Annotated in this window: 25 protein-coding genes; 9 read left to right on the top strand and 16 right to left on the bottom strand. The window is 58.9% G+C overall.

Annotated features, from left to right (window positions below; all coding sequences use genetic code 11):
- Position 1: 1 nt before the first annotated feature.
- Entirely contained in the window at positions 2-961 is a 960-nt protein-coding gene (speB, locus tag DKY63_RS05015) for an agmatinase (RefSeq protein WP_110963078.1), read from the top strand.
- A gap of 113 nt (positions 962-1,074) precedes the next feature.
- Here speB and DKY63_RS05010 read toward each other — a convergent pair whose 3' ends face one another.
- Positions 1,075-2,127, bottom strand: coding sequence for an aldo/keto reductase (locus DKY63_RS05010; protein ID WP_110963077.1), 1,053 nt, complete (start codon positions 2,125-2,127; stop codon positions 1,075-1,077).
- A gap of 157 nt (positions 2,128-2,284) precedes the next feature.
- On the opposite strand from DKY63_RS05010, the gene zapE reads away from it, so the two are divergent.
- The 3 genes from zapE (at position 2,285) to DKY63_RS04995 (ending at position 4,642) form a co-directional block, all read left to right on the top strand.
- Positions 2,285-3,403 carry a cell division protein ZapE gene (zapE, locus tag DKY63_RS05005; RefSeq protein ID WP_110963076.1) on the top strand — a complete coding sequence of 373 codons (1,119 nt, stop codon included), beginning with the start codon at positions 2,285-2,287 and terminating at the stop codon, positions 3,401-3,403.
- Between the two features lie 33 nt (positions 3,404-3,436).
- A complete protein-coding gene (locus DKY63_RS05000; protein WP_110963075.1) occupies positions 3,437-4,018 on the top strand; it encodes a DinB family protein in 582 nt (193 codons plus the stop codon).
- Positions 4,019-4,150: 132 nt separating this feature from the next.
- Complete coding sequence (locus tag DKY63_RS04995) at positions 4,151-4,642, top strand: GNAT family N-acetyltransferase (protein WP_110963074.1); 492 nt, start codon at positions 4,151-4,153, stop codon at positions 4,640-4,642.
- A gap of 79 nt (positions 4,643-4,721) precedes the next feature.
- Here the strand turns inward: DKY63_RS04995 and DKY63_RS04990 are convergent, their stop codons facing one another.
- The 3 genes from DKY63_RS04990 to DKY63_RS32335 form a co-directional block, all read right to left on the bottom strand.
- Entirely contained in the window at positions 4,722-4,937 is a 216-nt protein-coding gene (locus tag DKY63_RS04990) for a hypothetical protein (RefSeq protein WP_110963073.1), read from the bottom strand.
- Positions 4,938-5,160: 223 nt separating this feature from the next.
- On the bottom strand, positions 5,161-6,906 hold the full coding sequence (locus DKY63_RS04985) for a phosphoethanolamine transferase CptA (protein WP_110963072.1): 1,746 nt from the start codon (positions 6,904-6,906) through the stop codon (positions 5,161-5,163).
- Between the two features lie 199 nt (positions 6,907-7,105).
- Entirely contained in the window at positions 7,106-7,282 is a 177-nt protein-coding gene (locus tag DKY63_RS32335; RefSeq protein WP_204354295.1) for a DUF6026 family protein, read from the bottom strand.
- 272 nt (positions 7,283-7,554) lie between these two features.
- Between DKY63_RS32335 and gnd the strand changes: the two genes are divergently transcribed.
- Together gnd and zwf are read left to right on the top strand one after the other, a co-directional pair.
- A complete protein-coding gene (gnd, locus tag DKY63_RS04980; protein ID WP_110963071.1) occupies positions 7,555-8,535 on the top strand; it encodes a phosphogluconate dehydrogenase (NAD(+)-dependent, decarboxylating) in 981 nt (326 codons plus the stop codon).
- Positions 8,532-10,055, top strand: coding sequence for a glucose-6-phosphate dehydrogenase (gene zwf / locus DKY63_RS04975; protein WP_110963070.1), 1,524 nt, complete (start codon positions 8,532-8,534; stop codon positions 10,053-10,055). Before gnd ends, zwf begins: the two co-directional genes overlap by 4 nt.
- A 116-nt stretch (positions 10,056-10,171) precedes the next feature.
- On the opposite strand, the gene nhaB is transcribed toward zwf, so the two are convergent.
- The 3 genes from nhaB to DKY63_RS04960 form a co-directional block, all read right to left on the bottom strand.
- Positions 10,172-11,674: a sodium/proton antiporter NhaB gene (nhaB, locus tag DKY63_RS04970; protein WP_110963069.1), complete on the bottom strand. Its 1,503-nt coding sequence runs from the start codon at positions 11,672-11,674 to the stop codon at positions 10,172-10,174.
- A 66-nt stretch (positions 11,675-11,740) separates the two neighbouring features.
- Positions 11,741-13,030: a hypothetical protein gene (locus tag DKY63_RS04965; RefSeq protein WP_110963068.1), complete on the bottom strand. Its 1,290-nt coding sequence runs from the start codon at positions 13,028-13,030 to the stop codon at positions 11,741-11,743.
- 286 nt (positions 13,031-13,316) lie between these two features.
- The gene (locus tag DKY63_RS04960) at positions 13,317-13,583 is read right to left on the bottom strand and encodes a hypothetical protein (protein ID WP_110963067.1); all 267 of its coding nucleotides are present in this window, start codon (positions 13,581-13,583) and stop codon (positions 13,317-13,319) included.
- Positions 13,584-13,928: 345 nt separating this feature from the next.
- Between DKY63_RS04960 and DKY63_RS04955 the strand changes: the two genes are divergently transcribed.
- Entirely contained in the window at positions 13,929-15,254 is a 1,326-nt protein-coding gene (locus DKY63_RS04955; protein WP_110963066.1) for a sigma-54 dependent transcriptional regulator, read from the top strand.
- A 175-nt stretch (positions 15,255-15,429) separates the two neighbouring features.
- Here the strand turns inward: DKY63_RS04955 and DKY63_RS04950 are convergent, their stop codons facing one another.
- The 9 genes from DKY63_RS04950 to DKY63_RS04910 all read right to left on the bottom strand — a co-directional run bounded on the left by DKY63_RS04950 (position 15,430) and on the right by DKY63_RS04910 (position 23,675).
- Positions 15,430-16,743 carry a hypothetical protein gene (locus DKY63_RS04950; protein ID WP_110963065.1) on the bottom strand — a complete coding sequence of 438 codons (1,314 nt, stop codon included), beginning with the start codon at positions 16,741-16,743 and terminating at the stop codon, positions 15,430-15,432.
- A 46-nt stretch (positions 16,744-16,789) separates the two neighbouring features.
- Positions 16,790-17,584: a hypothetical protein gene (locus tag DKY63_RS04945; protein ID WP_110963064.1), complete on the bottom strand. Its 795-nt coding sequence runs from the start codon at positions 17,582-17,584 to the stop codon at positions 16,790-16,792.
- A gap of 20 nt (positions 17,585-17,604) precedes the next feature.
- Positions 17,605-18,285 (bottom strand): C39 family peptidase, encoded by a 681-nt coding sequence (locus tag DKY63_RS04940; RefSeq protein ID WP_110963063.1) that lies wholly within the window; start codon positions 18,283-18,285, stop codon positions 17,605-17,607.
- A 66-nt stretch (positions 18,286-18,351) separates the two neighbouring features.
- Positions 18,352-19,371 carry a heme utilization protein gene (locus DKY63_RS04935; RefSeq protein WP_110963062.1) on the bottom strand — a complete coding sequence of 340 codons (1,020 nt, stop codon included), beginning with the start codon at positions 19,369-19,371 and terminating at the stop codon, positions 18,352-18,354.
- A 63-nt stretch (positions 19,372-19,434) separates the two neighbouring features.
- On the bottom strand, positions 19,435-20,013 hold the full coding sequence (locus tag DKY63_RS04930) for an adhesin (protein WP_110963061.1): 579 nt from the start codon (positions 20,011-20,013) through the stop codon (positions 19,435-19,437).
- Position 20,014: 1 nt separating this feature from the next.
- Positions 20,015-20,449, bottom strand: coding sequence for a hypothetical protein (locus DKY63_RS04925; RefSeq protein WP_110963060.1), 435 nt, complete (start codon positions 20,447-20,449; stop codon positions 20,015-20,017).
- 351 nt (positions 20,450-20,800) lie between these two features.
- Positions 20,801-21,331, bottom strand: coding sequence for an AAA family ATPase (locus DKY63_RS04920; protein WP_110967847.1), 531 nt, complete (start codon positions 21,329-21,331; stop codon positions 20,801-20,803).
- The gene (gene pnuC, locus DKY63_RS04915; protein ID WP_110963059.1) at positions 21,328-21,891 is read right to left on the bottom strand and encodes a nicotinamide riboside transporter PnuC; all 564 of its coding nucleotides are present in this window, start codon (positions 21,889-21,891) and stop codon (positions 21,328-21,330) included. Before pnuC ends, DKY63_RS04920 begins: the two co-directional genes overlap by 4 nt.
- 149 nt (positions 21,892-22,040) lie before the next feature.
- Positions 22,041-23,675, bottom strand: coding sequence for a methyl-accepting chemotaxis protein (locus DKY63_RS04910; RefSeq protein ID WP_110967846.1), 1,635 nt, complete (start codon positions 23,673-23,675; stop codon positions 22,041-22,043).
- A 253-nt stretch (positions 23,676-23,928) separates the two neighbouring features.
- On the opposite strand from DKY63_RS04910, the gene DKY63_RS04905 reads away from it, so the two are divergent.
- A complete protein-coding gene (locus DKY63_RS04905; RefSeq protein WP_110967845.1) occupies positions 23,929-24,759 on the top strand; it encodes an undecaprenyl-diphosphate phosphatase in 831 nt (276 codons plus the stop codon).
- Positions 24,756-25,196 (top strand): DUF1294 domain-containing protein, encoded by a 441-nt coding sequence (locus DKY63_RS04900; protein ID WP_110963058.1) that lies wholly within the window; start codon positions 24,756-24,758, stop codon positions 25,194-25,196. Before DKY63_RS04905 ends, DKY63_RS04900 begins: the two co-directional genes overlap by 4 nt.
- The last annotated feature ends 39 nt before the right edge of the window (positions 25,197-25,235 follow it).

Genomic DNA, 25,235 nt, shown 5'->3' with positions numbered 1-25,235 from the left:
GATGGACGTTCCGATGCAAAACGACCAGGCCATGACCCGCGACAGCCTGTACGGCACCGCCGCCGAAAGTACCTACGCCGGTATCACCAGTTTCATGCGTCGCCGCTACAGCCGTGACTTGCGCGGCGTCGACGTCGCGGTCAGCGGCGTGCCGTTCGACACGGCCACCAGCAACCGCCCCGGCGCGCGTTTCGGACCACGAGGCATTCGCGCCGCGTCCACGGGGATTGCCTGGGAGCGCCACTGGCCGTGGACCTTCGATCCGTTCGATCACCTGGCCGTGGTGGACTTCGGCGATTGCGACTTCGATTACGGCTCGCCGCAATCGACCCCGGAATGCATCGAGGCCCACGCCGAGCACATTCTCAATGCGGGCAGCGCCATGCTGACCTTCGGCGGCGACCACTTCATCACCTATCCGCTGCTCAAGGCTCACGCCCGCAAGCACGGTCCGCTGTCGCTGATTCACTTCGACGCGCACAGCGACACCTGGCCGGACGAAGAGGGCAAGCGCATCGACCACGGCACCATGTTCTGGCACGCGGCGAAGGAAGGGCTGGTGGATCCGTCGCGCTCGGTGCAGATCGGCTTGCGCACCACCAACGATGATCATCAGGGCTTTGAAGTGCTGGATGCGCGCCAGGTGCATCGGCGTGGAGTGGATGCCATCGTCGAGGCAATCCGGGCGCGGGTCGGTGATCACCCGGTGTACCTGACCTTCGACATCGACTGCCTCGATCCCGCGTTCGCACCGGGCACCGGAACGCCGGTGTGTGGTGGCTTGAGTACGGTGCAGGCGCTGGAAATTCTCGGCGGTTTGCGCGGGATCAATCTGGTGGGAATGGATGTGGTGGAAGTGGCGCCGGCTTATGACAACGCGGACATCACGTCATTGGCGGCGGCGACGTTGGCGATGGAGATGCTGTGTTTGTATGCGGCGAAGCATAAAGTTGACCGATAGACACCGTTAAACCTGTAGGAGCGAGCCTGCTCGCGATGGCGTCGTCTCGGTCGATTGTTGAGTCAACTGACACATCGCATCGCGAGCAGGCTCGCTCCTACAGGGGATTTGTGTCAGGCCACCGGGATTTTTGGCAGGTCCAGGGTCACACCCCCGCTGAACCGTGCAATCGAGCCGGAAATCGATTCGTGCGGTACGCCCTTGGCCACGTCGCTGACGTCATTGAGGCGCGCCAGTTGCTGGTCACTCAACTGTACGTTCAGCGCACCCAGGGTCGCATCCAACTGCTCACGAGTCCGCGAGCCGAGAATCGGAATCAGCGCGGTGCTCGAACGCTTGGCTTGCTCGCGCAACCAGGCGATCGCCACGTGGGTCGGGGTGGCTGCCAGTTCTTCGGCGACGGCCAGCAGCGTATCGATGAGGGCGGTTTCACGGGCGCTTTTCTCGGCGTGAACCAGCACGCCGAGTTTTGTGGCGCGGTTATCGCCCTGGCTGTTGCGGTATTTGCCGGTGAGGAAACCGCCGCCCAGTGGCGACCACAGCGTCGCGGCCAGGCCCAGGGCTTCGGCCATCGGCAGTTGCTCACGTTCAGCGGTGCGCTCGGCCAGGCTGTATTCGACCTGAATCGCTGCAATCGGCGCAAAAGCGCGTACTTCAGCCAACAGATCGGCGCGGGCGATGCGCCATGCCGGGAAATTCGACAGGCCCGCGTAATGAATCTTGCCGGCCCGGACCAGATCGTCAAAACCACGCAGGATTTCTTCCATGGGCGTTACGCCGTCGCTCATGTGTGCATAGAACAGATCGATGTGATCGGTGTTCAGGCGTTTGAGGCTTTCTTCTACGGCACGCACCATGTTCTTGCGGTTGTTGCCGGTATGGGCAATGCCTGCTGCGGGCGTTGTGCCCAGTGTGTATTTGGTGGCGATGACCAGGCGATCGCGCTCGGCGGCGATGAATTCGCCGAGCATGGCTTCAGACTGCCCGCCCTGATAGCCGTTCGCGGTGTCGATGAAGTTGCCGCCAGCTTCCAGATAGCCATCGAAAATTCGCCGGGCTTCGTCACGTTCCGCGCCATGGCCCCAACCGGTGCCGAAGTTGCCGGCGCCCAGCGCCAGTTCGGATACCCGAAGGCCGGTTTTTCGGCCGAAGACTTTGTAGTGCATGGGATGACTCCTGAGGGAATGGCTTATAAATTACTATCAACATATAAAAATATGATGCTAAACATTTATAAGGTCAACCCTCTTTGTCGGGAATCGGCCCATCCGGCCTTTCACCGGCGTTCCATGGCGAAGTCCCGGCAGGGCTATACTGGCGCCCATGAATGTCGACTCCCCCCTCAGTGCCTGGCAGAACGCCATAGAACAGAAGGGCTTCGTCCAGGACGAAGCTCAGGAACATGCCGTCTGGGCCTTGCAGAAGTGCCATGAAGCGCTGCATGAAGGACGCAAGCCGATTACCGGTGTGTACCTCTGGGGACCCGTGGGGCGCGGCAAGACCTGGCTCATGGACCAGTTCTACCAACACCTGCGGGTCCCGGCGCGGCGTCAGCACTTTCATCACTTCATGGGCTGGGTGCATCAGCGCTCGTTCCAGCTCACCGGTACCGCCGACCCGCTCAAGGCCCTGGCTCGCGAGTTGAGTGCGGAGGTGCGGGTGCTGTGCTTCGACGAGTTGTTCGTCAATGACATCGGCGATGCAATCATTCTCGGGCGTCTGTTCCAGGTGATGTTCGAACAGGGCGTCGTGGTGGTCAGCACGTCCAACCTTCCTCCGGACCAGCTGTACGCCGATGGTTTCAACCGTGATCGCTTCCTGCCTGCCATCGCTGCGATCAAGCAGCATATGCAGGTGATCGCGGTGGACGGTGGGGAAGACCATCGCCTGCATCCGGGGCAAGGCCTGCAACGCTACTGGGTGGCCGAGCCGGGACGCGCCAGCGCCCTGGAAGATGTGTTCAAGTTATTGACGGTGGGACAAACGGTTTCCAGTGAACCGGTGAAGGTTGGCTATCGCTCCCTTGATGTGGTGTGCACCAGCCAATCCGTGCTCTGGTGCCGCTACGCGGATCTGTGTGAGCAACCCTTTGCTGCCATGGATTTCATCGCCCTGTGCGATACCTTCAGCGCTATTTTGCTCAGTGACGTGCCCAACCTGAGCGCGCAAAAACGCGAAGGGCGCATTGCCCGCGGCACCGAAGATGGTGCCGAGCGGATAGCGGCGGGGGATCGCGAGTTGCCGCAGTTGTCGGTACACGACGATGGTGTGCGGCGCTTCATCGCCCTGGTGGACGAGTGCTACGACCGCAAGGTGCCGCTGTACCTCGAAGCCCGGGTGCCCATGGAGTCTCTCTACACCGAGGGCTATCTGGAGTTCCCGTTCCGCCGCACCCTCAGTCGCTTGCAGGAGATGCAATTGGAACGCTTCGCGCAAGCTTGAACGGCGGCGCGTACACGTTGAGGAGGCCTGAGCATGAATCAACCGCTGTCTCACCACTTGCTGACCATGGCTTACCAGAACGCCTGGGCCAATCACCGACTGGCCAAGGCATGGTGCCAGTTGAGCCCAATTGATCTGGTCGCCCCTCGCGTCAGCTTCTTTCCCAGCATTCGCGCGACTCTCAATCACATCCTGACCTGCGACTGGTTCTACGTGGATGCCCTCGAGCGCGAGTTGCGTGGCGATGAGCCGCATCCCGACTGTTACGTGTTTTTCAAGGACGACGAGCCGTTCAGCGACGCATCCGCTATCAGGCACGAGCAGGCTCAGGTCGACCGGCGACTGATCGCCTATTGCGAGCAGATGCGCGATGCCGATCTGCTCAGGGTGGTGACCATTGCCCGGGACACGCCGCAATACGACAGTCGCCTGCGCCTGCTGTCCCATCTGTTCGAGCATCAGATTCATCATCGGGGCCAGGTGCATTCAATGCTCAGCGGTACGTCGGTGAAACCGCCGCAGCTGGACGAGTTTTTCTGTGAGGGCGAGTCGCACTTACGCAGTCAGGATTTCGCGGAGCTTGGGTGGACTGAGGCGTTGATCTGGGGGCATTAGAAGCAAAAAGATCGCAGCCTTCGGCAGCTCCTACAAAAAAGGTAGGAGCTGCCGAAGGCTGCGATCTTTTGCTTTTGTGCTGCTCAGGATATCGTCCTACGCCCCGGGACTACTTTTTAAACGAGGATGGAAATGGATTTCGCGGAAATACTTGTGCTGCAAGCCAGTTACACCAACCCGGTACATGCCGAGGCCCTGGGCCTGGTGCTCAACAGCTACGCCCAGGACCCGATGGGAGGCGGCCATGCCTTGCCCGCCGACGTGCTGGAACACTTGCCCGCCGAGTTGGCCAAGCGCCCCCACGCGTTCAGTGTATTGGCCTTTGTCGGTGGCGAGCCGGCGGGACTGGTCAATTGCTTCGAAGGGTTTTCGACGTTTGCCTGCCGGCCGCTGGTCAATGTGCACGATGTGGCGGTGGTGCCGAAGTTTCGCGGATTGGGATTGAGCCAGCGGATGCTGCAAAAGGTCGAGGAAATCGCCCGGCAGCGCGGCTGCTGCAAGATCACCCTGGAAGTACTGGAAGGCAACGCCGTGGCGCAGTCGTCCTATGCCAAATTCGGGTTTGCCCCTGGCGAGTTCGATCCGGCGCATGGGCGCATGATGTTCTGGATCAAACCACTCTGATTCGAGCAAAAAAGGGGCGTCCATCAGGACGCCCAACGAACTTCTCTGACTGAAGAGCAGACAGTCAGAGGTGTAACAATCATTTCGGTCTGTAGGATTCGGTCATTTGCGCGGTTTGATCGTCCGGAACCCGCAATTCCTTCGCCTGGCTCTGGGTCGTGTTGCCAAGAGCCAGTTGCTGGTTGTAGTGCAGGGTCTCGTAGTAGTACCGCATGCGTTCAGCGCCTCCTTCGGCAAGGGCGCTAGCGGAACCAAACAGCGTGAGAAGGGCGAGGATCGGCGTGATGCGTTTCATGGTGTGCCTCCCACTTGAAAGTGTCGGATGCCATTCGTCCATGAATCAATGAATCAAAGTCGAAGGCTCATTATCCGCCGATTCCCTCAAATTGGAATTAACCCATAAAACACTGTGGGAGCGAGCCTGCTCGCGAATGTGGGGTATCAGTCGACATTGAAACCGACTGACACTCCTTCTTCGCGAGCAGGCTCGCTCCCACTGGCTTTACCGGGTATTGCGATTATTGCTGCACGACGCCCGCCGTGTCGGGCTTCGTCTTCGGCTTGATCAGGCTGAAGTCGATCAGTGGCCGCTGCTGACGCTCATACGGGTTGCCGATAATCAACGGGCGCGGCTTGAAGCTGTCGCTGACCACGCTCTTGCTGCGATCCAGTTCATCGAAGCTCAGGCCGGCCAGGTCTGCCCAGGTGTGGATCAGGTGCGAACTGCTGTAAGGCCGCTCCAGGTCGCCGGCAAAGCTCCAGTCGTGGGTTTCGCGCCATTTGGGCGACGCCCAGGCCATGAACGGGATGGTATACATCGGTGCGGTAGGTTTGTTTTCGTTACGGCCAAGGGTGCCGTGACCTGCCGAGTCGAATACGTCTTCACCATGGTCGGACAGGTACAACAGGAAGCCGTTCGGGTCGGTCTTGGCGTAATCCTTGATCAGGCTAGACACCACGAAGTCGTTGTACAGCACCGCATTGTCGTAGCTGTTGTAGGTCGGCAATTGATCGTCACGCACACCGGCCGGGACGCCATTGCGATCCTGGAACTTGTCGAAGGTCGACGGGTAGCGGTACTGGTAGCTCATGTGGGTGCCGAGCAGATGCACCACGATCAGCTTGCGTGGCGCCGCGTCGGCCAGGGCCTTGTTGAAGGGCTCGATCACATCGCCATCGTACTGGGCAGCGTTCTGGTTGCGGTTGTTGTTCAGGTACACCTGCTCGTCGGCCTGCTGGGAGAAGGTCGTGAGCATGGTGTTGCGCTTGGTCATGGTTTGCTGGTTGGTGATCCAGAAGGTCTTGTAACCCGCCTGTTTCATCATGCTGACCAGCGAAGGCGTGGTCAGGTACAGCTCCGGATTCTCTTCATCGGCGAAGGTCAGCACCTGCTGCAGCGCTTCGATGGTGTAGGGGCGCGGGGTGATGACGTTGTTGAAGACCGTCAGTTGATCCTTGAGCTTGTCCAACTCCGGCGTGGTCTCACGCGGGTAGCCGTACAGGCTCATGCGCTGACGGTTGGTCGATTCGCCGATCACCAGCACCAGGGTCGCCGGCTGGTTGGCCATGGCGTCTTTCAGATTATGCAAGGGTGGAATCTTGCTGGCGCTGTCGAGCATGTCCTGCATGCCGGCCAGAGTGTCCAGGTAGCGGTGATAGGCCACGGCCATCTGCCACGGCACGGCTGGCTCGATACGGGTTTCGAATTTCTCGAAGCCGTCGGCGAAACTGTCGGTGCGCAAGGTTTGCTTGATCAGCGGATAACCCACCACGGCCAGCACGATGGCGGTGGCGGCAACCAGGGCCTGGCCGCGTGGCAGGTAGACCGGACGCAGGCGGGTCCAGAGGAACCAGGCGAAAACGGTGTGGGCAAGGAAAGCGGGCACCATCCACCAGGCAAAATACTGGGTCATGTACTCGCCGGCTTCAGACACGTTCGACTCGAACATGATGAAGATGACGCTTTGGGAGAATTCCTGCTGGTAGATGAAGAAGTAACCCAGGCTGGCCATGGAACAGGCCCAGAGCACAACGCCGATCACGGCGGCCAACAGTCGTGTCTGTTTGGGGAACAGCAACATCGGTGCCAGCCAGACGGCACTCATCACGAACGCTTGGCGGAAACCGGAGAAGCCTGAAGTACCTGTCAGCTGGATCAGCAGCTGGGTGATCCCGGAAAAGTACCAGAAGAACAGGAACAGCCAGAGCAGGCCTTTCCAATCGAATCCATTCGCAGACATGTCGCTGCGTTTAAACCAAGCCATTTAACACTCCAGCCAAAACTCACTTGCACCGCCAGGCCACCGAAGTCGCCAGCGAACGAAGGCTGCGCGTATACCGGGCGGCCACGAAGCCGAACAGTGTCAATGACTGAATGTGAAAAATTTGTGAATTGCCTTGTCTGGCGAAGGGTTACGATGTGTCGGAAGCAGGGCAGTTCTGCTTCCGATTCAGGCGGGGATATCAGTCGAGGGCAGCACGTTGTGTCATGGGTAAGGGCTGTTGGCCCTGGAGCATCAGGCGCAGCTGCGCAAGTTCCTGCTTCAACTGGTCGCGCTCGTCTTTCAATTGGCGCAATTCGTCGCGGCGGATAGTGACATAAAGGGTTTGTGCTGGCAGTGCGGTGTGTACTGTGCCCATTGCTCACCTCGCAAATGGCGTGTCTCAACTGTAAATCGGGCCCGATATCGGTGCCTGATCTACTATCGGCGCCAATTTTGATTTCTTTTGTCCTTGAAGGGAACTTTTTTATTTTTCACTGTCGCTGTGTCTTCGGCAGGATTGCCGACGTTATCTGTCTGGATCGGGCACAATGCCCGGAAACTTCACGCCAGCGCTCTGGACTAACCTCAATAGTCGCGTTGGGCTATAACCATTGACACACTTTTATTTGTAGTAGGGAGCATCAGCACATGCAACTCGGGATTATTGGACTGGGCCGCATGGGCGGCAATATCGCGCGGCGCCTGATGCTCAACGGCCATTCCACCGTTGTGTACGACCGCAATACCGATTTTGTCGACGCCTTGAGCAAAGAAGGCGCCACTGGCGTCGCCGATTTGCCAGCCCTGGTCGCTGGCCTGGCCAAACCACGAGCGGTCTGGGTCATGCTGCCGGCAGGCGCACCGACCGAAGACACCATCGACACCCTGAGCACCTTGCTCGAAGCCGGCGATACGATCATCGACGGCGGCAACACTCACTATAAGGACGACATCCGTCGGGCCAAGACCCTCTCGGAAAAAGGCCTGCACTACATCGACGTCGGCACTTCCGGCGGCGTCTGGGGCCTGGAGCGCGGGTACTGCATGATGATCGGCGGCGACGCCGAGACCGTGAAGCGACTTGATCCGCTGTTCGCCAGCCTGGCCCCGGGCATGGGCGACATTCCGCGCACCAAGGACCGCAAATCCGACGACGATCGTGCCGAGCGCGGGTACATCCACGCAGGTCCCGCCGGTGCCGGGCATTTCGTGAAGATGATCCACAATGGCATCGAGTACGGAATGATGCAGGCCTTCGCCGAGGGCTTCGACATTCTCAAGACCAAGTCCAGCACCCGCCTGCCGGAAGACCAGCGCTTCGACCTGAACGTTGCTGACATCGCCGAAGTCTGGCGTCGTGGCAGTGTGGTGTCGTCGTGGTTGCTCGACCTGACTGCCGATGCGCTGGCCAGCGACAAGGATCTGGATGGTTTCTCCGGTTCCGTAGCTGACAGCGGCGAAGGTCAATGGACAATCGAGGCGGCCATGGAACAGGCGGTGCCGGTGCCAGTGCTGTCGAACTCGTTGTTCTCTCGCTACCGTTCCCGTGGCCAAGGCACTTTTGGCGACAAGATCCTTTCGGCCCAGCGCTTCGGCTTCGGTGGCCACGTGGAGACACCCAAGAAATGACCCATCCGATCCGCAGGAAATCCAAGGCTGAACCCGCGCCACCTACCACGCTGTTCCTGTTCGGCGCCCACGGTGATCTGGTCAAGCGCCTGCTGATGCCGGCGCTGTATAACCTCAAACGCGACGGTTTACTCGGGGAAGGACTGCGGATCGTCGGCGTTGACCACAACGCCATCAGCGACGAAGGCTTCGCGAAAAAACTCGAAGACTTCATTCGCAACGAGGTGGCCAGCAAAGTCGGCAAGGGCGATCAGTCCCTTGACCCGGATTTATGGGCTCAACTCGCCAAAGGCATCAGCTACGTCCAGGGCGACTTCCTGGACGACAGCACTTATCAAGCGTTGGCGGCGAAAATCGCCGACAGCGGCACCGGCAATGCGGTGTTCTACCTGGCCACCGCGCCGCGTTTTTTCAGTGAAGTGGTGCGCCGTCTCGGCGCGTCCGGGCTGCTTGAAGAAAGCCCCGAGGCATTCAGAAGGGTGGTGATCGAAAAACCTTTCGGCTCCGACCTGCCAACGGCAGAAGCCTTGAATGCCTGCCTGCTCAAGGTCATGACCGAGAAGCAGATCTATCGCATCGATCACTACCTGGGCAAGGAGACGGTGCAGAACATTCTGGTCAGCCGCTTCTCCAACAGCCTGTTCGAGGCGTTCTGGAACAACCACTACATCGACCACGTGCAGATCACCGCGGCTGAAACCGTCGGTGTGGAGACCCGTGGCAGTTTTTATGAAGTCACCGGCGCCCTGCGGGACATGGTGCCCAATCACCTGTTCCAGCTGCTGGCGATGGTGGCCATGGAGCCACCGGCGGCGTTCGGCGCCGATGCGGTGCGCGGCGAGAAGGCCAAGGTGGTCGGCGCAATTCGTCCCTGGTCGGTGGAGGAGGCCCGGGCCAATTCGGTGCGGGGGCAATACACCGGGGGTGAAATCGCTGGCAAATCCGTGCCGGGTTATCGCGAGGAAGACAGGGTCGCACCGGATAGCAACACTGAAACCTATGTCGCCCTCAAAGTCATGATCGACAACTGGCGCTGGGTCGGCGTGCCATTCTACCTGCGTACCGGCAAGCGCATGAGTGTGCGCGACACCGAGATCGTCATCTGCTTCAAGCCGGCACCGTACGCTCAGTTTCGCGATACCGAAGTCGATGAGCTGGCGCCCACCTACCTGCGGATCCAGATCCAGCCCAACGAAGGCATGTGGTTCGATCTGTTGGCCAAGCGCCCGGGTCAGACCCTGAAGATGGACAACATCGAGCTGGGTTTTGCCTACAAGGACTTCTTCGAAATGCAGCCGTCAACCGGCTACGAAACCCTGATCTACGATTGCCTGACCGGCGACCAGACCCTGTTCCAGCGTGCCGACAACATTGAAAACGGCTGGCGTGCGGTTCAGCCATTTCTCGATGCCTGGCAGCAGGACGCCACGGTGCAGGGTTACGCGGCCGGTGAAGACGGGCCAAAGGACGCCGAAGAGTTATTGGCTCGCGATGGTCGTGTCTGGCACGGGTTGGGGTGAGCGCAGCTTTCGACCGCTCCTTGTAGGAGCGAGCCTGCTCGCGAAAAATTCCCTGCCAACGCGGGCAATCAGATGGCCCGCGTTATCGTTGTCGACCATCGCGAGCATGCTCGCTCCTACAGCCAGAAACTCACCGCATACCATCCCAACACACCCATCACCACCGTATAGGGCAACGCCATCCACACCATCCGTCCGTAGGACAAGCGAACGAGCGGGGCAATGGCCGAGGTCAGCAGGAAAAGGAACGCCGCCTGGCCATTGGGCGTGGCCACGCTCGGCAGGTTGGTGCCGGTGTTGATCGCAATGGCCAATGTCTCGAAATGCTCGCGAGTCATTTCGCCCGCGAGGAAGGCTCGCTTGACTTCAGTGATGTAAATGGTCGCGACGAACACGTTGTCGCTAATGGCCGAGAGCAGGCCATTGGCAATGTACAACATGCCCGGTTGTTGATTGGACGGCAGCGCCAGCACCCACTGGATCAGCGGCGTGAACAATTGCTGATCGTGAATCACCGCGACCACCGCGAAAAACACCACCAGCAGCGCGGTGAACGGCATCGCGTCCTTGAATGCGGTGCCCAGGCGATGCTCGTCGGTGATGCCGGAGAAGGCGGTGATGAGCACGATCACCATAAGGCCGATGAGGCCCACCTCCGCCACATGAGACGCCAGTGCGGCAATCAGAATCAGCGCCGCCAGCCCTTGAACAATAAGCGCTGCACGCTGACGCGTAGTACGTTCGGCATTGTCTTGCGCGGCGTAATCAGCCAGCACGGCCCGTACGTTGTCCGGCAGCAAGGTGCCGTAACCGAACCAGCGCAGCTTTTCCAGCAGTACGCAGGTCGCCAGGCCTGCTATCAGTACCGGCAGCGAAACCGGGGCGATCTTCAGAAAGAATTCGGAAAAATGCCAACCCATCTCATGCCCGATCAGCAGGTTCTGCGGTTCGCCCACCAGGGTACACACACCACCGAGCGCCGTGCCCACGGCACCGTGCATCAGCAGGCTGCGCAGAAAGGTGCGGAACTGATCGAGATCCTCATGATGGAGCTGGGGCAAGTGTCGATCGTCGCTGTATTCACTGTCCTGTCGCGGGTCGCTGCCCGAAGCCACCCGGTGATATACCGAGTAGAAGCCCACGGCCGCACTGATGATCACGGCCGTGACGGTCAGGGCATCGAGAAACGCTGACAGAAACGCCGACAAAAAGCAGAACATCAACGCCAGCATGGCTTTGGAGCGCACGCCCAGCAGCAGGCGCGAGAACAGAAACAGCAGCAGGTCTTTCATGAAGTAGATGCCGGCCACCATGAACATCAGTAGCAGGATGACCGGGAAGTTGTGCGCCAGTTCGTCATATAGCGCCTGGGGGGTAGTCATTTTCAGCAACAAGGCTTCGACCAGCAACAAGCCGCCGGGCATCAATGGGTAGCACTTGAGTGCCATGGCCAGTGTGAAAATGAACTCGAGCACCAGCAACCAGCCTGCCGCCACCGGACCAACGGTCCATAGCACCAGGGCATTGAGAATAAGAAATCCGACAATACAGAATTTGTACCAGAGAGGAGAGTTGCCGAGAAAGTTGTGGGCGAACGCTTTGGCCATGGAGCCGGACATCGGCTACTCCTTGTTTTAAGAAGCGCGCAAGTTGCCGTAAGCGAAAGAGAAGATCAAGGCAAGAATTCAGCCCAGATAACGGGCGACAATCGCATGGTAGTTACCATCCAGTGAATAACCCGCGATAACGATATTGCCATCGGATTGAACGGCCAAAGAAGTGGCGGTATCGAGACTGCGTCCGAGTCGGGTGCGAATCCAGCCGTTGCCGTCACCAAAGTTGCAATCGAGTTGGCCATCAGGCAAGTAGCGGCCCAGCATGAAATCCGCTTCTACGCCACCAATGGTTGCGCCCGCCGTGACCACAGTCCCGTCCGGCTGTGCCTCGGCGGCGGTCCACTGGCAGCCATTGCGGCCCACCTCCAGCAGATAGGGCAGGCCATCATTGCAGTGCATGTCGGTTCGGCCATTGCCATGAATTTTCAGCGACAGGCAGCGCATGGGATCACGGCTGCTGCCAAAGCACTGCAGGTCACCATTGCCATGCTGGATGATCTGGCTGACCTGGGCACCGTGTCCTTCGGCCTTGAACGTCATGAAACCATCCACGGCAAAGCGTTCGTCGAGGCTGCCATCGGCGTTATAACGTGCCAGCAAACCCTCTTCGGGAAAGTTGATCGAGCCGCCGACCAGAATCCGGCCGTCGTGTTGCACCAGGAGGCTGTTGAGCCAGGTATTCATCAACAAGTGCCTGACCACCACAAATCCCCGGCCATTGAAGCTGTTGTCCAACGTGCCGTCAGTGTTTAGCCGAATGAGCATGCCGGCATGATCGGCCAGTTCAAAATGATGATTGGCCACCAGCACGATGCGGCCGTCGTCCTGGAGCCCGGCATCGCAGGCTTCGGCACCGGGCACGCCGGGTGGCAGCCAGGTGTCGCGAACGCCATGGGACAAATTGCCCGGCAGGCGCACCACGCAGCGTCCATTGTCGCCAAACCCCTGTACTGGCCGCCCTTGCGCATCGAACAACGCTACGGCGGGGAGGGTGCGGTGAGCGTTTTCATAGTGCAGACCGATGAGCAGAATGTGGCCGCCAGGTAACGCGTGAACATTGCCAGCCATGGCTTCGAAGCCCGGTTCGAATTGCCCGATGACGCTGCCTTGAACACCGAAGGCAAGATCCGCCGAGCCATCCCCCAGCAGGCGGGCGAGGCCGAAGCGGCTGCCGTCCGGCATGCCCACCTTTGCCGCCACCAGCACACGCCCTTGCGCATCGATGGCGACGCCGTTGGCCATGCTGGAAATGCTGCTAGCGAAGTACACCTGGGTTTTGCCGTGGTTGGCGAAATCGCTATCGAGATGGCCGGCGTTATCGAGTGTCGGCTGGAGGGCTAGAACGGACGGGGTTGCCATGCACGCATCTCCTTGCGATTCGCCACTGTCCAAGAATTGGGTGGGCGACCTTATAAGGAGAATATTCAAGCGCCGAAAGCATTAATACACAACTGATAGAACTAACAGGCGGAGGGTCGTTGTGTGCCACAACAGTGTCTTTTCGAACCAAAGGCAAGCCTGCAAAGGATTCAGGGTTGCGAAAGTTCAAATAACGATACGACGCAAGTGAAGTTGTCCAAGAAAAACAGAACAACTAACGACAGGAGGGTGGGCGCGGATTACCCCGGGTAATCCGCAAAAAAGATCAATGCGGCATCGACCACGATTGCAGTTTGTAGCCTTCCTGGCTCAGTTCTTCGCGGGCCTGTTCAAGCACGCGTTCGAGTTGCTGTGGGTCGGTGTAGGCGCTGCTCGGGATCTGCTTGCGACCTATACTGTTGTTAGTGCGGTCGATGACGGTCAGGCTGAGTTCACCGTTGCCGTCCTGTGGCGCCCAGGCCACGCACTGGAAAGGCTTGAAGGCACGGTCGGCAATCAAAAGAGCTTCGTTGATACGGAGCGGGGCGTTCATAGGATGTTCTCTCAATAGGCCCAATCAAGTGATGTGCCGACAGTTGGGCTTACCGTTCGGCTGGTTACTTGTACTGATGCCCGCAACCGTGGTCCGGGTCACACATGAAGAAAAGAAATTTCAACTTTCTTTCGTGGACATTTCACAAGTGCGCGTCTTGAAAGCTGAATGAAAGGTTGCTGGATCGATAGGCAACTAATAAAACAGCTTCTTATAACTATTTACGCAACCGCTCTATAGTCAAACGTTACAAGGCGCTGTCAAATTCTTGCTAACGTTACAGTCGGGTCCGCCAAATGACTGTTTTTAATAATATTTCCTAGAATTTGGCGCCAAGGAACAGTCATGAGCGAAGCGCCTGCCTTGAGACGTCTATTAGTGGTTGACCCCTGTGACGACTGCCATCGTCTGTTACCCGGATTACGCTCCGTGGGTTGGGATGTCGACAGTTGCTCGCTGGAGAACGCCGCCGACCGAACCTGTGACGTGGGACTGTTGCGCCTGCAACCCTTTCATCTGGAGCGGCCGGATGCGGTCAAGGAATTGATCAGTCGCAGCGGTACCGAGTGGATCGCGGTGCTCAACCAGGAAGTCCTTCGATTGCAGAATGTCGGCGATTTCGTCTGTGAGTGGTTTTTCGACTTTCATACCTTGCCGTTCGATGTTTCCCGGGTTCAGGTCACACTGGGTCGGGCGTTCGGCATGGCGCGCTTGCGCGGGCAGGGTACGGTTCACATTGATCAGCCCGAGCATGAGTTGCTCGGCGACAGCAAACCGATACGTGAATTGCGCAAACTGCTGAGCAAGCTGGCACCCACTGAATCACCGGTGCTGATTCGCGGTGAGAGTGGTACCGGCAAGGAGCTGGTCGCACGCACGCTGCACCGACAGTCTCAGCGGCACAGCAAACCCTTTGTCGCGATCAACTGCGGCGCCATTCCCGAGCACTTGATCCAGTCTGAATTGTTCGGCCATGAGAAGGGTGCCTTTACCGGTGCCCATCAACGCAAGGTCGGACGCATCGAAGCGGCCAACGGCGGCACGTTGTTCCTTGACGAAATCGGTGACCTGCCGCTGGAGTTGCAGGCCAACCTGTTGCGTTTCCTGCAGGAAAAACACATCGAGCGGGTGGGTGGCAGCCAGCCGATTCCGGTGGATGTGCGGGTGCTGGCGGCGACCCACGTCGATCTTGAGGCCGCGATCGAGAAGAAGCGTTTCCGCGAAGATCTGTATTACCGCCTGAACGTGCTGCAAGTGGTGACTGCACCGCTGCGTGAACGCCATGGCGATCTGTCGATGCTGGCCAACCACTTCTCCCACTTCTACAGCCACGAAACCGGCCGTCGTCCACGCAGCTTCAGTGAAGATGCATTGATCGCGATGGGTAAACATGACTGGCCAGGCAACGTTCGTGAACTGGCCAACCGCGTGCGCCGGGGCCTGGTACTGGCCGAAGGTCGACAGATCGAGGCTCGGGACCTGGGGCTGATCAGCCAGCAAACCGTCGCCACCCCCATGGGCACGCTGGAAGACTACAAGACTCGGGCCGAACGCCAGGCCCTGTGCGATGTATTGAATCGTCACAGCGACAACCTGAGTGTTGCGGCGAAGGTCCTGGGCGTATCCCGGCCGACCTTCTACCGGTTGCTGCACAAACATCAGATCCGCTGATATCCGCCCACCCTGTAGGAGCGAGCCTGCTCGCGATGGAGGTCAACGATAACGTTGACTGTCGGCCCCCCCACGGCGACTGTGCCACCATCGCGAGCAGGCTCGCTCCTACAGAAGTCAGGACAAACGAAAGCCCCGCTGCAATCGAATTCGCAGCGGGGCTTTTTGTTCCGGGTCAGAAGTAATAAGGGAATTTCAGGCTGAACTGGAAGTCCGGGGCATCATCCGTCATGCCGATGGACAGGTTGGGAACGATGGTCAGGTTATCGGTGGCCGCAATGGTCATGCCGATGTTGAAGTAACCGGCGTTGGCGTCGCTGGAGGTGACGGATTGCCAATCTCCGCCATCTTGCTTGATCCTGCTCTTACGTTGCACAACATCCGACACCGAGAACGACATACTCATTTTTTCGTTCAGGGCGAACGCGATGCCGGCACCGAGCTGGAAGCTGTCGCCAATTTGCACCTTGCCCGGGTTTTTCACGTTGACCGTGGAGCTGATGTCGTCGAACGATTCCTCCAGGTTGTGGGTATAGGAGAAGCTGCCAAACAACACGGCCGGGTCAAACGTCTTGACCAGCGAGATGCCCGGCGTGATCGACCATACGCCGTTGCCGGTGGGCAAGGTGTCTGGCACGAACAGGTTGGTGTTGGCATCCGATTGGCGCAGCTTGATTCCGAACGGGTCCTTGCCGGTAGGCGCCTTGACGCGCAAGGTCACGACGGCATCGGGCGTGTTGACCGATTCGTCCATGAACTTGTAGGCGATACCGAAGTTCACGTCGCCGATCGTCGGGTCGCGGGTAACCGTGTCTTCGGTCGTGACGTTCGAGGCGCCGCCGTTGCCACCACCGGACTGGTAGGTGGATTCGCGGTAAATCACCGGCACGTTCAGGTCGAACTGCCAGCGATTGTCGAAGTTGTAGCGGCCGGTCAGGTCAAGCGTCCAGGTGTCAGCCTTGATCCGGTCCAGGTTGATGTTGCCCAGAAAGATCGAGTCCAGCGCAAGGAACCCGTTGAGGATCAACTGGCGAGTGTCGTAACGCGAGTAGGTGATCCCGGTTTCGAAGCTGAATTTGCCGCCGCCGAAGAAACCACTGGCCTCGTCATACAGGTTGGAAACGCTTTGTGCCGGTTGCGAATCATCTGCCAGGGATTGACCGTAGGAACTGCCAGTCCCCCCACCGGCTGCGCCCCCTGATGCGGCCGCAGCTCCGGTTCCTGTGGCGACTTGTTGCGAATTGCCTTTCATGTCTGCCGGCGACTTGGCCAGGCGTTTGGGGGGAGGAGATGCCGGTTGGTCTTCTACCTGGCGGACCCGTTGTTCGAGGACCGCCAGGGCTTTTTGCTGTGCTTCGTATCGTTGTTTCAACTCCTGAAGTTCCTGTTTCAGAAGCTCTACTTCCGCATCTGGTGCTGCCTGCACCATTACCGCCGGGAGCAGAGCGCTCAAACATACAACTGCGCGCAGTGGTACTGATCGATACATGAATCAAGCCGTCCCTTAATGCCCAATGGTCGAGACTCAGCGTAGTTCAATATCCAAGGGTGCGAAGTGCGTTGAGTTGAGTCAGGTTGCAGTCCAACGCGCCAGCACTCGGGCCATTATTATTGAGTACAACGTTGAGCTGAGTGAGGTTGTTGACCATGTTGCTGTTACCCAACAGGCGGGTGTTTTGCAGCAGCCCGCCCTGGGCAACTTGTTGCATGGCAGAACCCTGGTTGTTATTGGCCGTAATGGCCATTTGAATACCGCCGCCCGTTGCGGAAACGGCAACATTGCCTGCCGAGTTACTGCCGGAAATGGTCTGCCCGGCCATCAGGGCCTGGCCCTGGCTTGGCACCAGCGCCGGAGCTGTATTGGCTTCCTTGACGTCGATGCTGATGTTGTTGTTGGAGCTGTTGCCATCGCCTGCGGCACGGGTGACCTGAGTGATACCCTGGGTCACTGTGAGGCCGGCGCCACCTGTCACGGTTCCGGTTCCTGGGCCCGAGTTCGAGCCCGAGCCCGAGTCGTGCGAGTTTCCACTGCCACTGTTACCGCTTTGCGAGTAGGTGGAGACATAGAATTGGGGCTTGACCGTCGCGGCCTGAATTTGCATCGAAGTCGACGCGCCGATCATGTCGCCACTGGCGTTGCGCCAGGTACTGCTCATCACCACGCCGAAGCTGATGATCCGCCCCGGCATTACATAACGACCACGCAGCTCGGCCAGCTCCTGGTCCTTGATCTCGATGGGTTTGAATCCGTTGGCAAAACCTGAGGTGCTCGCCACCAGACAGGCAGCGGCCAGCCAATAAGAGGTTTTCATCTGCTGCTCCCGGAGCATCCTGCTCATCGTGTAGGCGATTAAAAGAAGTCGCTCTGTATAAAACCAAAATCCATCAACTCTTGATCTTTGACCGGGTTGAAATTGTCCAGTTTGTTCTTGGCTGTCAGGGGTTCCGGTGGGCTGCGCAATGCATTGGTTTTCTCATAGCCGGGACCTACGATGGCGAAGACAATGCCGTTCCAACCTTTGACAAAGTCGTCGTGGGAGTAGCGCTTGTGGCCGAGTACCGGGTCGCCGATGTAGACCCAGTCTTTGTCGGCACGCTGCAACACCACGAAGTGTTTGTAGCCGCGAATATCCACCAGTACCACCACCGGAATCGTGACTGCTTCGAGCTTTTCAGGTGGGATCTTGTAGCCCCGGGCACGCATGCCGATGCTCTCTACGTAGCGCTTCATGTCCAGCATGGAAAAACCTTGAGTACGGACAAGGTTCTGGTCTGCATTGACCAGCATGCCTTTGATGACGTGCTCTTCATCGACGTCGAGCCAATAGGCCTGGCGCAAAATCGTTGCCAGCGCGGCGGCACCGCAACTGAAATCGGTTTTTTGTTCGACCAGGTCGACAAATTTGCGCTCACGCAAACTCTGCACCTGCTTGTAGACCAGTACACCGCCTGGAAGGGCGGCAACCGGCATCTGTGCGGCCTGAGTCAGGCCAGACAGGCAGAGCAGGGTGATGAGGGCAGTCTTCCGCATGGTCGATACGCCTTGGTGCTGTGGAAAAAAGCCCCGTTGCCGGGGCTTTCCTGACGCTCGCGAATACTAGTTGCCAGTGCAGGCTTTGCAGCCGGCAGCGACGGACAGCGAGTTGAATTGTTGGTTGCCTACACCGGCGGCGTTGTTGAAACCAGCGTTGCCGGACCAGTTGTTGCCCACGTTGCTCATGGTAGCGGTGTTGGTCACAGGGTTTTTCCAGCCGTCTGGAGTCAGCACTTGTTGAGTGTATTGACCAGCCAGCTCGAAGGTCCCCATGGCATTGAACTTGAATTTGTCATCCTTGCCGCCGTTACCACCATGGCCTTTGTCGCCATAACCACCACCATAGCCGCCATGGCCGTGGTCGTTATCCTCAACGGTGCCAGTGCCTTTGGCTACGAACTTGCCATCAGCCTTGAAGGTACCTTTGAGTTCGTCTTTCTTCATGACCTCGGTGCCATAGTTGCTTACAGCCAGACCGGTGGAGGTTTGGGTACCACCGGCAGCAGCGCCTGCTACACGGCCGCCCGACACTGCAATTGCCAGGTCGTTTTTCTGTTGGTTGAAGTCGCCGGCCGCGTTGTTTGCACCAATGTTGCCGGAGCCGCTGTTGCCAACATTGTTCATGTTCGCCGTGGCGGTGCTGGAGTAGTTATAGACGGTGTTGGCGGTGTTGTTTTGGGTGGCGCTGGCAGCTGCGACCGCAGAGCCGAAAATGAAGCTTTCGTCAGCGGTGGCCAGAGCGGCGGCGTTAGCCTGTTGGTTACCATCGCCGGCGGCGTTGTTCATGCCGACGTTGCCGTTGGTGTTATTGCCCGAGCTGTTCATCTGGGCATCATTTTTGGTGCCCTGGTTCAGCACACCGTTGTTGTTGCTGTCCTGTGAATCGATCACCAGGGCCCCAGCACCTGCGGTGAGCGACAGAACTTCTTCAAAAGTTGGGTGTTTAGGCTGCTGATTGCCATGTCCGTTGCCGTGACCATTTCCATGACCGTGATCATCATCACGACCGCCTGCTTGTGCTGCGATTGCCATCACTGCTGCGAGAGCGAAAACCAGTGGTTTTAAGGCCATTGAAGGTTTCATGGTGTTTCTCCGTGCTTATTAGTTGGTTAAGTGTTGGTACTTTCTAATCGCACTGCGTTTGGGTCAGTCAGCGACCCGGATGCTCAGGGTGTTAGCCATTCGGTTCCCCACCCCGGCACTCTGGTTCACCTGGATTACCCCCCGGCTGCCGGTGAAGGCCTGGTCGCTTGTGACGACCTGGCGACTGCCGGTTGGGGTGCCAGTTGCTCCTGAGTTCGGTAACAGCGCCACGTTCTGTTGAGAAAGGACGCTATCGTCAATCGCCTGCGGAATCGCACTGATGCTGATGCGCATGGCGTTGGCCATCTGGTTGTTGGCCCCGGCGCCCTGGTTGACGCCCAGTACACCGTTGCCATTAGTGAAAGAGTTGCCGCCGATGGTGGCCGTCGCGTTCATCGACGGATTGGCGGGCGTGGTGATTTTCTGGATGACGCTGGTGGTTGCCGAGGCTTCGGTACCGATGGCGATGGCGCGGACGTTGGCCTGTTGTTGCTGATCGCCGGCGGCTTCGTTGACGCCGTAGTTGCCGTTGTACCGAGCGCCGGAATTCTGAATGTCTGCGTTATTGATCGTACTTACGCTGGAATCGGCCATGACGCTGGTGCAGGCGAACAGGGCGAGGAAAAGGGCGGAACGACTCATGTCATTGACCTCCAGCCATTCTGGTCAGTGGAGAAAGGCCAGTGCTCATGGCACGGTTGATGGTTCCTGAGATGGCGCCACCGCTACCTCCGCCGTGACCGGCGCCCATGCCTGGCATACCGTTGGGATTGGTAACGACGTTAAGGCCCTGCATGCCATTGAGAGCCTGGCCGTTGGCGCCATGCAGGGATGCACCGCTGGTGACGCCCGCTATGTCGGCATCGCTCAGTTCGCCAGTAACGCGAGCCGAAGGATTCACGTTGACAGTGGTCGGGTAGGGGTCTTTGCCACCGGTACGGCCAATCGGCACAGGTTGAACGTCACGTTGCAGCACGATGACGCCGTTGCCCTCGGCTTGAACATCCAAACTGAGCACCGAGGTGGTGGCACTTCCTATCAGCAGGAGGCAGGTCAAGCCTTTATTGAATGTCCCCACGGCAGCAATTCCTTCTTCTTGTGGGCTGGCCCCTGGTCAGCGTTGTGAAGGAGAGAGCGAAAGCTGTGCCGGTTTTTGAAATTATTGGTAATTCAATGACTTGCAAACTTTGTCCGGGAACGGAGGATTCGATCTGTTTCAACGCTGAGACAACGCAGGGTGCCTGCGGCCGTCTAAATCGCTTGCGATGCTCTGGAACGGGGGTTTGCGCGTACGTGTATCAATGGATTAACAAGGCGGGACGCAACAGGGCGAAGGGCTCAAGCACGCCCTTTGCGATGGGGAAGGTGTTTCAGGATCGGACACTTTGCCCCCGGAAAAGGGGAAACCAGCGGGTAAATTGCCCCAAAATCAGGGGTGGGCAGTGAGCAGCCTCGACACCGCTTTCAAGGCGTGGGCCTGGCGATCCGCCCAGTCGCCTCGCAGAATTTCCACCGGCTGGCGATGAAGTTCCAGCCAGGCCAGGGTGCTGTTGAAAAAGCATTGGCGTTCGTCCAACCCCGGTTGGCAACGCTGGCCATCATCCGTCCACTCGACATTTTCCGGTGACAGCAACAGGTGCAAGTCGTAGTGCCGAGCCAGCAGGGCCTGCTCGATCCAGGCCGGACAATCGCCAAACAGGGTCTGGCTCCAGAGCATGTTGCTCAAAAGGTGCGTATCGAGAATGAGCAGCTCGGGTTGCCGGGCACGGGCCTCGTCTTCCCAACGCAGTTGGCCCTGGGCGATCTCCGTAATATCGGCAAAGCAAGTATCGCGCCGGGTATGGTCGATGAACCAGCGCACGTACTCGCCGACCACGATCCCGCCAAAATGCTTTTGCGTTTCGGCCGACAACCAGCTCTTGCCGCTGGATTCCGGCCCGGTGAGCACCAGTACTTTCATGTGCGCAGCGCCGGTACCGCGCGCCATTCACGCCAGCCTTGCACCGCCAGCATCAGGAACAATGCGTAGAGCGCGGCGGTCAGGTACAGCCCTTTATAGATGAACAGCCCGACGAAAATCACATCCACGACAATCCACAACGGCCAGCACTGAACGCGTTTCTGCGCCATCCACACCTGCGCCACGAGGCTGAAACCGGTGAGTGCCGCATCCAGCCAGGGTTGGGCTGCATCGGTCCAGTGCGCCATGGCGGCGCCGAGCAACAGGCTGCCAATTGCCCCGATCACCAGTCCGTAGAGCACGGATGTGCCGTCAAGCCGGCTGACTTCGCGCCCGAGCCTTGCCTCGCCCGCACGGGTCCATTGCCACCAGCCATAGATTTGCAGAGCGGCATAAATCACTTGCAGGAGCATGTCCGAATACAGCTTCACCTCGAAGAAGATCCAGCTATAGATCAGCACCATGACCAGGCCGATCGGCCAGCACCAGGGGTTCTGTTTGACCGTCAACCAGACGGCAATGACACCGAGGGTGGCGGCGAACAGTTCGAGCCCGGACATGCAGGTTCCTTGGGGAAATGGAAGAGGGCGCGGATTGTACCTTGTGTAGGAGCGAGCCTGCTCGCGATGAACGCCAGGGCACCGCGTTTCTTCAGGATGCCCGCGTAATCGTTTTCGTCCATCGCGAGCAGGCTCGCTCCTACAGAGGGCTAAACGCGGAACTGGCGAAGCAGGCCGTTCAACTGCTCGCTCAAGTCCTTGAGGTGCACGCTGGCGGCGCTGGATTGTTCCGCCGCCAGCGCGGTGTTGTGGGACAGACCGGCCGCCTGCGTGACGTTCTGGTTGATGTCCTCGACCACGTGCGCCTGCTGCAGCGTCGCGCTGGCAATCGATGCATTCAGTCCGGTGAGATTGCGCAATGCCTGGCTGATGGCATTCAGGCTGCTGCCGGCCAGGCCTGCCTGTTCGATCGTGAGTTGGGATGCCCGGCTGCTTTCGCCGATCACTTTGACCGCCGCCTCGGAATGATTCTGCAGGCGTTCGATCATCGACTGGATTTCCGCCGTGGACTTCTGGGTGCGCTGGGCCAACAGGCGTACCTCGTCCGCCACCACTGCAAAGCCACGACCCTGCTCACCAGCCCGGGCGGCCTCAATGGCGGCATTGAGTGCCAGCAGGTTGGTCTGCTCGGCGATGGAGCGAATCACTTCCAGCACGCTGCCGATCTGCGTGCTTTCGGTGGCCAGCGTACGTATCACTTCCACAGCCTGGTCGATGGTGGAGGACAGCGTGTCGATCTGTTGCAGGCTGCCATCGATATTGACCTGGCCCTGTTGTGCCTGGGCCTCGGCATCACGCATTTCGCTGGCGGCCTGTTCGGCGTTTTTCGCCACGTCCTGCACGCCATAGGTCACTTCATTCATCGCGGTGGCCACCAGCTCCATCTGTTGCGACTGCTGCTGGCTGCGCTGCTGGGCCTGGGAAGCATCGTTGCCCAGTTCGCTGGAAGACTGGCCCAGCGCGGTCGCGGAGGCTTGCAATTGACCGATGACCCCGCGCAGCTTGGCGGTGAATGCATTGAAGTGGTGGGCCAGTTGCGTGATTTCATCCTTGCCCAACGTATCGAGGCTTCGGGTCAGATCGCTTTCGCCGCTGGCGATGCTGGCCATGGCGTTCACGGTTTCGCGCAGGGGCTGGGCGATGCTGCGGGCAATCATGAACACCAGCAGCACCATGATCACAGCAATCGCCAGGCCAATGGAGGATGCCTTCCAGACCTGGCCATAGAACTCGGCCTGCATGTCATCGATGTACACCCCGGAACCGATCACCCAGCCCCAGGGCTCGAACAGTTTGACGTAGGAGGTTTTTTCCACCGGCTCGCTGGCACCCGGTTTCGGCCAGCGATAATTGACCAGCCCGGCGCCCTTGGCCTTGGCAATGGCGACCATTTCGTTGAACACGGCGAAGCCATCCGGATCGCGGATGGACGACAGGTTCTGCCCATCGAGTTTCGGGTTGGCCGGGTGCATGACCATCACCGGCGTCAGATCATTGATCCAGAAGTAGTCGTTCTGGTCGTAACGCAGGCCGCGAACGGCGTTCAGCGCCTGTTTCTGTGCGGTCTCGCGAGTGAGGGTGCCAGCGCTTTCCAGCTCATGGTAGTAGGCGAGGATGCCGCTGGCGGTTTGCACCACATGCTGCGTTTTCTGCGCCTTGGCCTGATACAGATCCTCGTGAATCTGCTTGAGCATGATGACGCCCAAGGCCAGGAGCATGGTGACGGCCACGATCAGGATGAGCGACAGCCGCCGGCTGATCGATAGGGTGCGCAAGCTATTCATAAGGCGGTGCTCCGGTTTCTTGTTTTTGTAGTAATTGATCGCCAGCATCTTGCAAGGCCCGATCAGGCGTCGGCGCTTTTCACGCTTGTCTGATAGCATTTCGGCCCCGCGCGGAAAAACCTGAGTTCAAGCTGATATTTCACGGAGTTTTCTCGGGAGTGCGGGTATCTTGTGCGCGCGGGTTTTCGACTACGCCAAACGATTTGAAAAATATTGACGGGGCATGCGCCAATGCATGGCCTTTGGGGGATTGATGGATCTTTGGACTGCCTTTCAGGCGTTGATTCTTGGGGTTGTAGAGGGACTGACGGAGTTTTTGCCGATTTCCAGTACCGGGCACCAGATTATCGTGGCCGACCTGCTTGATTTCGGTGGCGAGCGCGCCATGGCGTTCAACATCATCATCCAGCTCGGGGCGATCCTGGCCGTGGTCTGGGAGTTTCGTCGCAAGATTTTCGACGTGGTCGTTGGCTTGCCAACGCAGCCGAGCGCACGGCGCTTTACCGCCAACCTGCTGATCGCTTTCCTGCCGGCGGTGGTGCTGGGGGTGATCTTCGCCGACCTGATCCACCATTACCTGTTCAACCCGATCACCGTGGCCGCCGCCCTGGTCGTGGGCGGCTTCATCATGTTGTGGGCCGAAAAGCGTCAGCATCAAGTGCACGCCGAGACGGTCGATGAGATCAGCTGGAAAGATGCGCTCAAGGTGGGCTTCGCCCAGTGCCTGGCGATGATTCCGGGTACCTCGCGCTCTGGCGCGACCATCATCGGCGGCCTGTTGTTCGGCCTGTCGCGCAAAACCGCCACCGAGTTTTCCTTCTTCCTCGCCATGCCGACCATGGTGGGCGCGGCGGTCTACTCGGGCTACAAGTACCGTGGCCTGTTCGTGCCGTCGGACTTCCCGGTGTTTGCCTTGGGCTTCGTTGTCGCATTCATCTTCGCGATGATTGCCGTCAAGGGACTGCTCAAGTTCATCGCCAGCCACAGTTATGCGGTATTCGCCTGGTACCGAATCGCGTTCGGCCTGCTGATTCTGGCGACCTGGGCATTTGGCTGGGTTGACTGGGCTGCGGCCAAGCCGTGAGTGATACCCGCGCGCGCAGCAATCCCGGGCGCAGCAGTACTGGAAAGCCTGGGGGCGGCATTCGTCAGCTTCGGCTGAAAGTGCTGATTTTCGCGATTCTGTGCGCGCTGCCGCTGTTCGGCTCGGTGTCGTTCTGGCTGCGAGGGATATCTTTAATTCCCCTGGCGGCCTACGGCATCGTCAGCGTGCTGGCGTTCTTCCTTTATTGGAGTGACAAGCGCAAAGCCATCTCTGACCGTTGGCGCACGCAGGAAAACGTCCTGCACGCGCTGGAGCTGGCTGGCGGCTGGCCGGGCGCCTTGCTGGCCCAGCAGGTTTTCCGGCACAAGACACGCAAAGTGTCGTTTCAGCTGTTGTTCTGGATGATCGTGTTGCTGCATCAGGTCTTCTGGATCGACATGCTGTTTCTGGGCTCGAATTTGTTGGCCCTGTTCTGACCGATCTCTGTAGGAGCGAGCATGCTCGCGATGGACATC

The organism is Pseudomonas putida, assembly GCF_003228315.1.
Taxonomy (GTDB): Bacteria; Pseudomonadota; Gammaproteobacteria; order Pseudomonadales; family Pseudomonadaceae; genus Aquipseudomonas; species Aquipseudomonas putida_S.
This window is presented reverse-complemented; position numbering and strand designations above follow the sequence as displayed.